General features: G+C 74.2%; 11 protein-coding genes. 3 read left to right on the forward strand and 8 right to left on the reverse strand.

The window, feature by feature from the left end; all coding sequences use genetic code 11:
- Positions 1–63: 63 nt before the first annotated feature.
- Positions 64–387, reverse strand: a complete 324-nt coding sequence (locus ACIQGV_RS07370; protein WP_402491782.1) for a hypothetical protein — start codon at positions 385–387, stop codon at positions 64–66.
- A 352-nt stretch (positions 388–739) separates the two neighbouring features.
- Between ACIQGV_RS07370 and ACIQGV_RS07375 the strand changes: the two genes are divergently transcribed.
- A complete protein-coding gene (locus ACIQGV_RS07375; RefSeq protein ID WP_402491784.1) occupies positions 740–1,864 on the forward strand; it encodes a PLP-dependent cysteine synthase family protein in 1,125 nt (374 codons plus the stop codon).
- Positions 1,865–1,921: 57 nt separating this feature from the next.
- Here the strand turns inward: ACIQGV_RS07375 and ACIQGV_RS07380 are convergent, their stop codons facing one another.
- On the reverse strand, positions 1,922–2,395 hold the full coding sequence (locus tag ACIQGV_RS07380) for an SRPBCC family protein (protein ID WP_402491786.1): 474 nt from the start codon (positions 2,393–2,395) through the stop codon (positions 1,922–1,924).
- An 82-nt stretch (positions 2,396–2,477) separates the two neighbouring features.
- Positions 2,478–3,317 (reverse strand): DeoR/GlpR family DNA-binding transcription regulator, encoded by an 840-nt coding sequence (locus ACIQGV_RS07385; RefSeq protein ID WP_402491789.1) that lies wholly within the window; start codon positions 3,315–3,317, stop codon positions 2,478–2,480.
- A gap of 290 nt (positions 3,318–3,607) precedes the next feature.
- Here ACIQGV_RS07385 and ACIQGV_RS07390 point away from each other — a divergent pair, with 290 nt between their 5' ends.
- A complete protein-coding gene (locus ACIQGV_RS07390) occupies positions 3,608–6,019 on the forward strand; it encodes a hypothetical protein (RefSeq protein WP_402491792.1) in 2,412 nt (803 codons plus the stop codon).
- Here ACIQGV_RS07390 and ACIQGV_RS07395 read toward each other — a convergent pair.
- The 4 genes from ACIQGV_RS07395 to ACIQGV_RS07410 form a co-directional block, all read right to left on the reverse strand.
- The gene (locus ACIQGV_RS07395) at positions 6,007–8,442 is read right to left on the reverse strand and encodes a right-handed parallel beta-helix repeat-containing protein (RefSeq protein WP_402491794.1); all 2,436 of its coding nucleotides are present in this window, start codon (positions 8,440–8,442) and stop codon (positions 6,007–6,009) included. The genes ACIQGV_RS07390 and ACIQGV_RS07395 overlap by 13 nt on opposite strands.
- Before the next feature lie 136 nt (positions 8,443–8,578).
- Complete coding sequence (locus ACIQGV_RS07400) at positions 8,579–9,181, reverse strand: hypothetical protein (protein WP_402491797.1); 603 nt, start codon at positions 9,179–9,181, stop codon at positions 8,579–8,581.
- Positions 9,182–9,382: 201 nt separating this feature from the next.
- Complete coding sequence (locus ACIQGV_RS07405) at positions 9,383–10,204, reverse strand: MOSC domain-containing protein (protein ID WP_402491800.1); 822 nt, start codon at positions 10,202–10,204, stop codon at positions 9,383–9,385.
- 43 nt (positions 10,205–10,247) lie between these two features.
- Positions 10,248–10,679 (reverse strand): DUF6643 family protein, encoded by a 432-nt coding sequence (locus tag ACIQGV_RS07410; protein WP_402491803.1) that lies wholly within the window; start codon positions 10,677–10,679, stop codon positions 10,248–10,250.
- A 303-nt stretch (positions 10,680–10,982) separates the two neighbouring features.
- Here ACIQGV_RS07410 and ACIQGV_RS07415 point away from each other — a divergent pair, with 303 nt between their 5' ends.
- Positions 10,983–12,305: a TerD family protein gene (locus tag ACIQGV_RS07415; protein WP_402492407.1), complete on the forward strand. Its 1,323-nt coding sequence runs from the start codon at positions 10,983–10,985 to the stop codon at positions 12,303–12,305.
- A 60-nt stretch (positions 12,306–12,365) separates the two neighbouring features.
- Here the strand turns inward: ACIQGV_RS07415 and ACIQGV_RS07420 are convergent, their stop codons facing one another.
- Positions 12,366–13,553, reverse strand: coding sequence for a glycosyltransferase (locus ACIQGV_RS07420; protein ID WP_402492409.1), 1,188 nt, complete (start codon positions 13,551–13,553; stop codon positions 12,366–12,368).
- Positions 13,554–13,566: the final 13 nt, after the last annotated feature.

Below are 13,566 nucleotides of genomic sequence, written 5' to 3' on the forward strand. Positions count from 1 at the left end.
TAAACCCAGAGTGACGTGAGACCAGACTGGCGCAAGGGGTGCACACCCGCAACTCGCCGCGCCTCAGCGGTCACGCCTCGAAGCGCGCCGTACGGCCTCGACGAACCGGCGCGCGGCGGGCGGTCCCGGCTCGCCGGGAGCGGGGTCGTGGTCGCCCAGGGTCAGCGTGTAGCGCTTGCCGTCGAGGTCGGCGACCGCCCGGTCCTCCGCCCCGAACCACGGCTTCGACGCCCGCACCGCCCCGAGCGGCGCGCTGTCGATCTCGCTGCCGTAACTGGTGAGCAGCTCCAGCCTGCCGTCGCTGATCCGGACCTGGCCGGCCCGGGTGAGTGACCGAAGACCCTTCCCGATGCGCACGCCCGTGGCCGTGAACTCCGGCTCCGCCATGCCGTCCTGCCCCCTCGTCGCGTTCCCGCGTCCTGCCGTACGCCCGAACGGGCGCAGAGCGGGGCCGCCCCCGGCTCCCCGTCCACACCGACGGGGCCACCTGTGCGGGTACCCCGCGCGGTGCAGTCTGCCCCCAGTGGACGCCGTGCACCAGTGCGCGCGTCGGGTACGCGCCGGGCGCGGAAGCACTCGGCCGAATGCGCCCCCTGGGGCTTCGCGCGCCTGTGCCCCAGTCGGTCTTTGAGGTGCCCAAAGATGCGTTTATGCAGGTGGGAAGCGTGCGGGAAGGTGCTTATGATCGAAGAGACGGCCGCGCGGACCACCGTTGCCGCGAAGCGTGAGGAGCACCGCCGTGAGCACCATCCAGCAGATCCCGACCGGCGTGACCCTCGATGTCGACCGCACCGACGCCGACTACCGCGACTGGCTGAAAGAAGCCGTCCGCAAGGTCCAGGCCGACGCCAACCGCTCCGCCGACACCCATCTCCTGCGCTTTCCGCTGCCGGAGAAGTGGGGCATCGACCTCTACCTCAAGGACGAGTCCACCCACCCGACCGGCAGCCTCAAGCACCGGCTCGCCCGCTCTCTGTTCCTCTACGGCCTGTGCAACGGCTGGATCCGGCCGGACCGGCCGGTCATCGAGGCGTCCAGCGGCTCGACGGCCGTCTCCGAGGCGTACTTCGCAAAGCTGATCGGCGTCCCCTTCATCGCCGTCATGCCGCGCACGACCAGCGCCGAGAAGATCCGCCTGATCGAGTTCCACGGCGGCCGCTGCCACTTCGTGGACGACCCGCGCACCATGTACGAGGCATCCGCCCGTCTCGCGGCCGAGACCGGCGGCCACTACATGGACCAGTTCACCTACGCCGAACGGGCCACGGACTGGCGGGGGAACAACAACATCGCCGAGTCCATCTTCCGCCAGCTGGAACTGGAGCGGTTCCCCGAACCGGCCTGGATCGTCGCCACGGCCGGCACCGGCGGCACCTCCGCGACCATCGCGCGCTACGTCCACTACATGCAGCACGACACCCGCATCTGTGTGGCCGACCCGGAGAACTCCTGTTTCTTCGAGGGCTGGACCAGCGGCGACCCGGACGTCACCTGCGACTGCGGCTCGCGCATCGAGGGCATCGGCCGCCCGCGCATGGAACCGAGCTTCGTGCCCGGCGCGATCGACCGGATGATGAAGGTGCCGGACGCGGCCAGCGTGGCCGCCGTGCGCGCCCTGGAACGCGTCATCGGCCGCAAGGCGGGCGGCTCGACCGGCACCGGGCTGTGGAGCGCGCTGAAGATCGTCGCCGAGATGGTCGCCGAGGGGCGGACCGGCAGTGTCGTCACCCTGCTGTGCGACCCCGGCGACCGCTACCTCGACAAGTACTACTCCGACGACTGGGTCGCCGCGCAGGGGCTGGACGTCGCCCCCTACGCCGCGGCCGTCGACACCCTGCTCAGGACCGGTGTCTGGCCGGACTGAGACCGCGCCCGCCGCAGTGCGGGGCGCCGGGCGGGGTACGGCGGAACCGGCCGTGGGTCAGCGTGCCGCCAGGCGGCGGTCCAGCGCCGTCACCGCCTCCCGGAAGGCACGCGCGAGGCCCGGCCGGGCGAGCCGCAGAGCGAACAGGAAGGGCGCCGCGCCGTCGGCGGCGAAGGTCCAGCACACCCGCGTGCCCGTACCGACGGGCGCCAGCCGCCACTCCTCGACCAGGGCGCGGGCCCCGGGCACGTTGGTGACGTCCACGCGATAGACGTAGAGCTCGGGCTCCTTCGTGACGAGGACCGTCTCCTCGAACCGTGTGCCGCCCCTGAGCCCGATCTCGCGCCCGGCCCCGTCCCGGACCGGCCGGGCGAGCGTCACCGCGGTGAACCACTCGCTCCACCCGGGCACGTCCTCGGCGAGCGCCCGGAAGACGTCCTCGGGCGCGGCGGCGATGTTGCGGGCGAAGACATGCCGTACGGGAGCGTCCCGTACGAAGCCTGCCTCCACCGGACGCAGACGGCGAGCCATACCAACCCCCTGGAACGCGCGGACGACACGGTCGAGACAGCCGAGGTGCGACAGCAGGCCGGTCACCCTACCTGACCGGACGTCAGGCGTCTTCCCCCGACGGTTCGTTCTCGGCCTCGCCCACCACGACCAGGCTCCGCAGATGCTCCGACACCTGCGCGCGTGCCTCGGCCGCGAGTCCCGCGTCGGTCACCAGGGTGTCGACCTGGTCCAGCGTGGCGAACGAACTCAGGCCCACCGTGCCCCACTTGGTGTGGTCCGCGACCACGACCACCCGGCGTGCCGCCTGCACGAGCCGCCGGTTCGTCTCCGCCTCCGCGAGGTTCGGCGTGGACAGGCCGGCCTCCGCCGATATCCCGTGCACACCGAGGAAGAGCATGTCGAAGTGGAGCGTGGAGATGGCCTGATCGGCCACCGGCCCCACCAGCGAGTCCGACGGCGTACGCACCCCGCCGGTCAGCACGACCGTCGCCGCGCCCTGGCGGGGGCCCGAGATCCGCTGGGCCGAGTGGAACACGTCCGCCACCCGCACCGAGTTGGTGACGACCGTCAGATCGGGCACGTCCACGAGCCGCTGCGCCAGCGCGTACGTCGTCGTACCGCCCGACAGGGCGATCGCGCTGCCCGGCGCGACCAGCTCCGCCGCGGCCCGCGCGATGTCCTCCTTGGCCGTCGGCTCCAGACCGGACTTGGCCTCGAAACCGGGCTCGTGCGTGCTCGCCTCCACGACCGGGACCGCCCCGCCGTGCACCTTCTCCAGCAGACCCTGGCGGGACAGCGCGTCCAGGTCACGGCGGACCGTCATGTCCGACACGCCGAGCTGACGGGTCAGCTCGTTCACCCGGACCCCGCCGCGGCGCCGGACCTCGTCAAGGATCACGGCGCGGCGCTGCTCCGCGAGGAGGTTCTGATTCTCGCTCACGTACGCTCCGGTCCTTTCGTCCACTGCGGTCCGATCCTCCCTCGCACCCGCCCCGACAAGGGCGTTCCCCGTCTCCTCGGGGGCACGGGCGTCTCATCCTCGCACGGCCCGGCACCCGTCGCGCCACCGCAGTCCCGCCGCGCCCGTGCCGCGCGCGTCCCCGTCCGGGACGCGGATCGGGTCACGGATCGGGGAGATTCCGTGACGACGCGTGTACTCAGGGCGTCCGGCGGAGATCCTGGTGCGCGCACGGGCATGGCCGACACGGCGTCACGGGGAAGTGGCACACAGTGGAACGCGCGCAGGAACGTGCCGACGACGGCACACCGTCCGGCCCGCCGTCGCGGGCCGAGGACCCCCCGACCGCCCTGGAACTCCTGGTCCACGGCGTCGGGGGCACCACACCGGAGCGGATGCTCGACGACCCGCGCACCGTACGGATCACCGGGGACGACACGGCCGCCGTCTTCCGCCGCGCCGCGGACGCCGGGACCGGCGGTTCGGACGGGTGGTCCGGTGGCGCGGACGTACGGTCCGGCGGCCCGGGCGCCGGGACCGGCGGCACGGACGCCGGCATCCGCCCGGTGCCCGAGGCGTACGTGTGGTGCAACCTCACCTCCGGCAACGGCACCCGCGCCCTGTGGCTGCTGCTCCTGCCGTTCATGGTGGTCAACCTGGCCCACTGGATGCGCCCGGGCACGCTCGGCCGGGCCCGTACCGTCCGCCTGTACGGCCTGCTCGTGCGGCTCGCCGCGCTCACGCTGACCGTGCTGCTCGTGGCGGGGGCCTGCGAGGTCGCGCTGGACCTCGTGGCATGGCAGTGCGCGGGCACGCGCGCGTGCGCCGAGCGGCACACCTGGCTGGGCTTCCTGTCCCCGGCCGTCTCCGGCAACGGCTGGTGGAGCCGCCCCGGCCGCCGCCTCGCGCTCGCCGCCGCGGTGCCCGTCGCGCTGACCGGTCTCCTCTGGTACCTGTCCCACCGCACCTGGAACGCCTACGAGTCCCAGCGCCCCCTGACCCCGGCCCCGGACACCGACGAGGCGGGCGGCGGCACCGCGCTCGGCCGGCCCGGATTCTGGTACGGTCGCCGGCTGGTGGCCCGGCTGCGCGCCGCGCACACCGCGGCGGGCCTGCTGACCGTCGCCGCGGTGCTCACGGCGGCGGCCTCCGGCCACGACCGCGGGCCCGGCGGCCCCGCGGCCCTCGACCTGCTCGGCCGTCTCCTCGCAGCGGCCCTGGCCGCCGGGGCGCTCGGCGTGCTGTGGGTGGTGTGCCGCCGCGGCCGCAGCGAGCACCGCCTGGACCGCGCACTCGATGCCCGTCTGGTCCGGCTGCTGCCGCTCGGCGCCCTCGCCGTGCTGGCGCTCGCCCTGGTCCACGCCGGCTGGGAGCGTCCCGGCTGGCGCTCCGCGGGCAGGCTCCCCGGTGACGCGGCGTTCGGCGGCATCGCCCTGGCGCAGGGCCTGCTCGTGATCGCCCTGGCGGTCGTGGCCCGTCTGCTGCACCGTGTCCTGCCCGACCCGCGCGCCGCGCTGCGGGGCCTCGGCGGGCCCGTCGTCACCCTGCTGGCCTGTGCCCTGGGCGGGGTGATGGCGGGCGGGGTGTCCCAGCGCGTCGCGGACTGGCTCGACGGCACCGGCTCCTTCCTTCCCGGCCCGCCGGTCCTGCTGACCTGGCAGGCCGCCGTCATCCCGCCGCTGCTGCTCGTCCTCCTCGCAGTCTGCGGCCTGCTCGCCGGGCGCACCCTGCGGCTCGCCCGCGCCGAGCGCGCGACCGTCGAGCGCGACTACCCCGACGAGACGAAGGAACCGGCGCGCACCCGCCGGATCGCCCGCGTCCGCGCGACGGCCGCGCTCACCGACAGCGCGCCCCTCGTCGTCGCCGTCACCGCTGCCACGACACTGCTGCTGGGCGCCGGGGCCCTCGTGGGCGCCCGGCTCAGCGGCCGTACGCCCGGCCTGGCCGCCGAGGACGCCCACCCCTTCGTGCAGGGCGCCGCCGACACCGCGCAGGCGCTGGGCTCCTGGCTCATCGGCTTCGGCTTCATACTGTTCGTCACCTGGGGCCGCCGCGCCTACAAGGACCCCTCGGCCCGGCGCACCATCGGCATCCTCTGGGACGTCGGCACCTTCTGGCCGCGCGCCGCGCACCCCTTCGCCCCGCCCTGCTACGCCGAGCGCGCGGTGCCCGACCTGACCTGGCGGATGACGAGCTGGACGCGGGCCACCGGCGGGCGGCTCGTCATCTCCGGGCACTCCCAGGGCAGCGTCCTCGCGGCTGCCGCCGTCTGGCAGCTCGGTCCCGCCGACCGCGGCCGCGTCGCCCTGCTGACCTACGGCTCCCCGCTGGAGCGCCTCTACGGCCGTTGGTTCCCGGCCCATTTCGGGCCCGCCGCGCTCGGCGCGCTGCACCGGGAGGTGGACTGCTGGCGCAACCTGTACCGGCGCACCGACCCGATCGGCGGGCCCATCGGCCTGCCCGGCGACCACGGCCCGGCCGTGGACCGGCCCGCCCTCAAGGACCCCCTCGCCCACGGCCGCACCGACCGGCATCCGCTGCCCGCGCCCCTCCTCGGCCACTCCGGCTACCAGGCCGACCCGGCCTTCGCCGAGGAACGCGAGCGGCTGCTGGCCAGGCTGCGCCCCGACGGTGTGCCGACCCCGCGCCCCGCGCCCGCCGGGGAGCGGGTTCATGGCAGCTGAGGCAGGTCCTCGGCGAACAGCAGCGTCAGATCGTCCGTGCTCGGCTCCGCCACCTGCGCGACCCGGCTCGCGTGGCGTTCCACCATGGCCTCGAACGTCTGCCGCGCGGTCCGGCCGTTGCCGAACGCGGGTCCCTTCGGCAGGTCGGTGAAGTACTTCAGCAGCGCCTCGGGCGTGCCCGGCGCCAGCCGGTACTCGTGCTCCTCGGCCTGCTGTCCCACGATGCGCAGCAGTTCCAGGGGCCCGTAGTCGCCGAAGGTGATGGTCCGCGAGAAACGTGACGCGACACCCGGGTTGACGGACAGGAAGTGCTCCATCTCGGCGGTGTAGCCCGCGACGATCACCACGACCGCGTCACGGTGGTCCTCCATCAGCTTCACCAGCGTGTCGATGGCCTCCTTGCCGAAGTCGCGGCCCGCGTCCTGCGGTGACAGCGCGTACGCCTCGTCGATGAACAGCACACCGCCACGGGCCCGTTCGAACGCCTCCTGCGTGCGGATCGCCGTCGAGCCGATGTGCTCGCCGACCAGGTCCACCCGGGACACCTCCACGAGATGCCCCTTCTCCAGCACCCCGAGGGAGGCGAGGATCTCGCCGTACAGCCGGGCCACCGTCGTCTTGCCGGTGCCGGGGGAGCCGGTGAAGACGAGATGCCGCTTCACGGACGCCGCCTTCAGCCCGGCCCGCTGCCGGCGCCGGCCCACCTCGATCATGTCGGTCAGGGCGCGGACCTCGCGCTTGACGCTCTCCAGGCCCACCAGCGCGTCCAGTTCACCGAGCACCGCCTTCGAGGTGCGGGCCTGCTCCGCCGGGGCGGGGCTCACCGCCGGGCCGGGAGCCGCGGCGCGCTGCCCCGGGACCGCGCCGAGCAGTCCCGTGGTCTGCGAGGACGTCTGGACGGCCGGTTCGGGCAGGGCGGACTGCCGGACGCCGGCGCTCTCGTCGCTGGTGCAGTCCTCGACGACCGGTCCCGAACCGGACCCGGTGTCCGGGCCGCCGTCCGCGAACTCGTAACCGCCGCGCGCGCACCGCTCCGTACGGCATTTCCGCAGCGTCGCACGGCAGCCGTCGATCACGTGGAAGCCGTAGCCGCCGCTGCCGGTCACCCGGCAGCCCAGGAAGCTGCCCCGGCCGCCCGCCGACACGTAGAACCCGGCCTCGGCGGGGGAGTCGACCGTGCACCGCTCCACGGTGGGGTCGGCGCCCTTGGTGACGATCACACCGGTCTGGGTGGCGTCGACGGTGCAGTTGCCGAGGGTTCCCCCGCTGCCGTGGTCGCGGAACCAGGCGCCGGTCGCCGCCTCCCGGATGCGGCAGTCGTCGAGCTGCGCCGTCGCTCCGTCGCTCACCGACACCGCGGTGTTGCGCACCTGCGAGATGTCCGTGTCCACGACGTCGGCGCGCGAGCCCCGGTCGAGGACGAACAGCGCGTCGGGGACGTCGTGGATCCGGCAGGAGTCCAGTACCGCGGTCGCGCCGTCGCTGACCCACACCGCCGGGTAGTCGCCGGTGCTGTCGAAGATCTCGCACTGGTCGGCGTCCACCCGGGTGCCCGGGTCCCACACCGACAGGCCGTTGCGCCCGAACTGCCGCACGCTCGTGCGGGTCAGGGTGAGGACCGAGCGGGAGCGCAGATCGACCGCGTTCTCCGGGATGTCGTGGATGCGGCAGTCGGCCAGGGTGAGCACGGCGTCCGTGTCCAGGGTGACCCCGTCGCCGGTGGTGCGGTGCACGTCGCAGTCGACGAGATGGCCGGTGGCGTGCGCGGTGATCTGCACCCCGCTGCCCCGCACCTCGTAGACCTCGCAGCCCACCGCCTCCAGCACGGAGCCCTCGCCGGTGGCCGTCAGACCGGTCCCGGCGGCGTGGTGCACCCGGCAGCGCTCCAGCCGGGGACGACCGCCGCCGCGGACCGCGACGCCGGCCTGCCCCGCGGCCAGCACCTCGCACTCCTCGAACACCCCGCCTCCGCCGTCGACGACGGCGATGCCGATGCCTCCGGGGTTGTCGACGGTGCAGCGCCTCACGGTGGGCCGCGCGCCCCCGCGCACCTCGATGCCCGCCGAGGACCGTGTCACGATCCGCACGTCCGTGATCTCCGGGCCGCCCTCCTCGACCAGCAGCGCCGGAGCGGCCGAGTCCTGGCCCTCCACATGCAGGTCCTGCACGACCGCGGCGGCGCGCACGGTCAGCGGCACCCCTTCCGGGGGTGCGATGCGCACCGAACCGGGCGAGCCCTCGGGGCCGCGCAGGGTCACCGCGCGCTCGACGACGAGGTTCTCCCGGTAGGTGCCGGGGGCGACGGTGAGCACGTCACCGTCGGCCGCGGCCTCCAGGGCGGCGGCGAGCGATGCGTACTCACCTGTGCGGCGCCGCCACCGCGAAGTGCCGGTGTGCGTCACCTGGACCGTGCCCTGTGCCATGGTGTTGCCGTGCCCCCACCTCGTCGTACCGGCGACCCGCTCGCGCGGGCCGATGCCGAACGGGGTCCGGCCGGTCCACCGTAGCGTGCGCGAAGGCGGTGGGATGACCGGAGCCGGAACCCGGCCGGCGGCCGGTTCAGCTCCCGGTGCCGGTCCGGCCCCAGTCCGGTCCCGCCCGCTCCCAGGCCCGGTCCCAACGCGCGTACCGCTCACGGACCATGCGCCGGACGATCAGCCGCCGGGCCGCCTCGACCAGGACGGCGGCCACCAGCGTGGCGCCTGTGCCGGCGAGCACGGCGTGGGTGGTGGCGGTGGCCGGGTCGAGGGGTCTGACCGCGAGCCCGCCGTGCCGGTCGGTCCATGTCCGGAACCGGTCGCCGGGGCGGGGATCGCGCAGCGGTGACAGCACCGGGCCCTGCCGGGCGGTGCCGTCCGGCGCCGTCCAGGAGGCGAGGACGCGGGTGTGCGGATTCCGCGCGGCCGTCTCCGGGTCGGCGTCCGGCGCGCCGTCTCTGAGCTCGTGCACCACACGGGCCGTCACCTGATGGCGCTGGCGCTGCTGCTGGCGCACCGCACGCTGGAGAGAGTCCTCCGCGGCGGAGCCCACCAGCGCGCCGGTCAGGGGGGCGGCGACGAGCATCAGCAGCAGGGCCGTCAGGCACACCCAGCCCTCGGCCAGATCCGTCCCGCGGCGCAGCGGATTGTGCCGCCAGCGCCGGATGCCGCGGATGGCCTGCACGTGTCCCGCCCCCTTCCCCGCTCCGTGACACCTTCCGGCGGAGGCGTCCGCCGTGGGTCCGGCCGGACGGGAGGCGGCGTCACTTCCGCAGGAGGGTGACACCGTGCCGGCCGGGACCTGTCACGAACGTCTCACGAGAGCCCAACGCACAGGGCCCCGGCCGGGGTTCCCGCGCGTGCGCACGGACCGCGGCCCGTGCGGCTACTCCAGGACGTGCACCGGATCGCCGACCCGGACGGTGCCTCCGGACAGCGGCACCAGGTTCTGGCCGAAGACCAGGGAGCCCGCGAAGCGCCGGTGGCGTGCGAGCGTGTGCAGAGGTTCCTTGCCCCGCGCGGCCGTCTCCTGGTCGGTGGTGGTCACCACGCAGCGTCCGCACATCTTCGCCACCCGGAAGGTGACCTCGCCGACGGCGATCCGCGACCAGTCGTCCTCGGCCCACGGGCCGGTGCCCGAGACGACGACGTTCGGCCGGAACCGGTTCATGGGCAGTGGCCCCTCGGCCGCGTGGACGCCCTCGGCGATCAGGGAGTTGAGGGAGTCGAGCGACGACACCGAGGTGAGCAGCAGCGGATAGCCGTCCGCGAAGGAGACGGTCTCGCCGGGCAGGGCGAACGCGGGGTCGACGGGGCGGCGGCTCGCCGGGTCGTCCATGTGGACCAGACGCACCGGGACACCGAGATACGTGCTGGCCCAGTCGTGCGCGGCGGGGTCGGCGAGGACGCCCTCCACCTTGTCGCCGAAGATGTCGACGGCGACCGTGTCCACCGGCTCCGGGACGGTGACGGTCAGCGCCTCCAGACCGGGCGCGGACAGCACGACGCCGCCGGGGACGAGCCCGGCGGCGGCCTGCGCGAGATGTGGCTGCTGGCGTTGCGTGACGACCTTTCCCCCGTCGTCGATCAGCACCCAGCGTCGGTCCCCGGCCAGCCCCCAGGGCTCCACGACGGCCTCCCGGGGGGCCTGCCCCCGCAACGCCTTGACCGGATGGACGTGTATCGACTGCAGTTTCGCGTTCCCCATGGGGCCATCGTGCCACTCGGCGCCGAAGGCCCGGGGGAGCGTCTCAGTAGCCGCGGTACTGCTGGTTGTTGTACGGATCCTGGTACGGCGCGGGGGCCGGACGCGGAGCCGCGGGGCGCATGGCCTCGTAGCCGGCCGCGCCGGACATCGGCGGGCGGGGCGGCTGGGTGCCGGGGTACCCGCGCGGCGCGGCGGCCTGCTGAGGGATGTAGGCCGTGGGCGCCTGGTGCAGCGGAGCGGGCTGTGACGCCTGCGGGTAGCCGTAGGCCGGCTGGGGAGACGGGGCCGCCGGGAGGGCGGGCAGCGCCGACGGCAGCGCGGGCAGGTTGCTGACCGGCGTGTCGTATGCGGCGGGGACCCGGATCGGGGCGATCTGCGGGGTGCCCCGCTCGGCCACGAGGGAGTCGTAGATCGGGGTGTCCGGGAAGGAGGCGGAGTAGTAGCCGCCGCCATAGGTGGAGCGGGGGGAGGTCATGGCCATAAGTTAAGCCCACGATGTGCTGGTTGGGGAGACCGATAAGAGGGTTGTTTTCCGTGTCCACGGTGACCTGGGATCCCCAATGCGAGCGAATTCGGAGAAAAAGGGGCGGCGAAGCCGGTCCCGATCGTGTAAAAGCTCAGCTCCGAGGGGGTTACCGGCGGTTGACCGGCTGTGGTTCCGGTGCCCCGGATGGGCCTTCCGCGCCATGACGAATAGGTTGGGCGCGCACACAAGCCGATGAGACCGCCGGGCGCGTGCCGCCCGGCGCGGGGACCCGCAATGGGGGCGGACATGTCAATGCCGAAGGGATCCAACGTTCCGGTGCCGACCACGGCCCTGAGAGTCGAGGTGGGCTGGCGTTCCGGGCCGGGCGTGCCCGACGCCGACGCCTCGGCCCTGCTGCTGGTGGCCGGCAAGGTCCGCTCCGACGCGGACTTCGTCTTCTACAACCAGCCCGCGCACTCCTCGGGGGCCGTGCGCCACGAGGGCAAGCGGGTCTCCGGCGGACAGGTCACCGACACGCTCCTCGTCGACCTCACGCGCGTGGAGCCCTCGGTGGAGACCGTCGTCCTCGCCGCCTCCGCCGACGGAGGGACGTTCGGCCAGGTGCCCGGCCTGTACATCGAGGTGCGCGACGCGGGCCGGGGCACGGTGGCCGCGCGTTTCGACAGCACCGACGCCCGGGTCGAGACCGCCTTCGTCCTCGGCGAGTTCTACCGCCGCCAGGGCGCCTGGAAGTTCCGCGCCGTGGGCCAGGGCTACGACAGCGGCCTGGAGGGCCTCGCCACCGACTTCGGCATCACGGTCGACGAACCCCAGCACGCGGCCCCGCCCACGGTCACCGCCCCGCCCGTGACCCCGCCCGCGCCGCACGCGACCCCCACCATCGGCGCACCGCAGCCCTTCACGGCCGCCGTCCCGCCCCAGCCCGCCCCGCCCGTCACCGCGCCGCCGCCCCCGCCGGCACTTCCCGCCGCGCCCGTCAGCCTGTCCAAGGTGACGCTCACCAAGGCCGCCCCCACGGTGTCGCTCGCCAAGCAGGGCGGCACCTCGGGCGCGATGCGCGTGAACCTCAACTGGGAGGTGCGCAAGCAGTTCTCCGGCTGGGCCGCCAAGTTCGGCCGGCCGGTCGCGATGCACTCCGACCTCGACCTGGACCTGTGCGCCCTCTACGAGCTCGCCGACGGCAGCAAGGGCGTCGTCCAGGCTCTCGGCAACGCCTTCGGAGCCCTGCACCAGCCGCCGTTCATCCACCTCGACGGCGACGACCGCACCGGGGCCGTGTCCGCCGGCGAGAACCTCACCATCAGCCTCGACCACAAGCAGTGGTTCCGCCGCATCCTTGTTTTCGTCACCATCTACGAGGGCGCCCGCTCCTTCGCCGACCTGCACGCCACGGTCACCCTCCAGCCGCAGTTCGGCGCCCCCGTCGAGTTCTCCCTGGACGAGTGCACGGTCCCCTCCACGGTGTGCGCCCTCGCCCTGATCACCGCCCAGGGCGACGACCTGATCATCCAGCGCGAGGCCCGCTACCTCGTCCCCGAACGCGGGGTCAGCCCGCAGCGCACCGTCGACTACGCCTACGGCTGGGGCATGAACTGGACCCCGGGCCGCAAGTAGCCCCCGCGACCCCGCCGGGCCCCGCGACACCGGCATGATCCGAACGACGGCACGAGGACCCTAGTCGCCGACCGCGTCCGGGCGGGCGTAGGTGCGGCCCTTCCAGGCCGCGCCGCGCCCCCGGCGGTGCTGCACCGCGGAGTCGACCGTCATCAGCAGGTACAGCGCCGCCGTGAACGGCAGCAGCGGAGCGAGCCACAGCGGCCGCCCGTAGTAGCGGAGCATCGGCACGTACGTCGCCGTCATCACCAGCCAGGCCGCGCCCCCGAGCACCGCGGCCGCCGCGCTCCCGGCGGCCGCGCCCGCCACCAGCGCCACGGGCGGCACCAGGTACACCAGCGTCAGTCCCGCCACCGTGCCCGCCAGCAGCAGCGGACTGTGCCGCAGCTGGGCGTAGGCGCTGCGGGACACCATCCGCCACAGGTCCGCCAGCCGCGGATACGGACGCACGCTGTCCACCCGGTCCGCGAGCCCCAGCCAGATGTGTCCGCCGCCCTTCTTCACCGCCCGCGCGAGCGCCACGTCGTCGATCACCGCCTGCCGGATCGAGTCCGGGATCCGCGCCCGCTCGGCGGCCTCGGTCCGCAGCAGCACACAGCCGCCCGCCGCGGCCGCCGTCCGCGACCCCCTGCGGCCGATCCGGCGGAAGGGGTACAGCTGCGCGAAGAAGTAGACGAACGCCGGCACGATCAGCTGCTCCCAGCCGCTCGCCACCCTCAGCCGCGCCATCAGCGACACGGCGTCGAAGCCCCCCGTGCGCGCGGCCGCGACCAGCGCCCGCAGACTGTCCGGGGCGTGCGCGATGTCGGCGTCGGTCAGCAGCAGGAACTCGGGCCCGCGCGCGCGGGCCAGCCCGATGCCGTGGCGCACCGCCCAGAGCTTCCCGGTCCAGCCCGGGGGCGGCTCACCGGGCGATCCGACGGTGAGCGGCAGCCCCCCGTGCCGCCGCGCGAGCTCACACGCCAGCTCCCCGGTGCCGTCCGTGCTCCCGTCGTCGACGAGGAACACCTCCGCCCGCCCCGGATAGTCCTGCGCCAGCAGCGACGGCAGACTCAGGGGCAGGACGTCCGCCTCGTCCCGGGCCGGTACGACCACCCCTACGGACGGCCAGTCCCGCGGGTCCCGGCGCGGCGGCAGACGCACATCGGTGCGCCAGAAGAAGCCCTGGCAGAGCAGCAGCCACAGCCAGGCGGCGAGTGACACGGCGGAGATCCACACGAAGGCGCCCACCTGCGCAGTCTGCCCCACGCCCGCGGGCCGC

It is taken from the genome of Streptomyces sp. NPDC093094 (genome assembly GCF_044754345.1).
Taxonomy (GTDB): Bacteria; Actinomycetota; Actinomycetes; order Streptomycetales; family Streptomycetaceae; genus Streptomyces.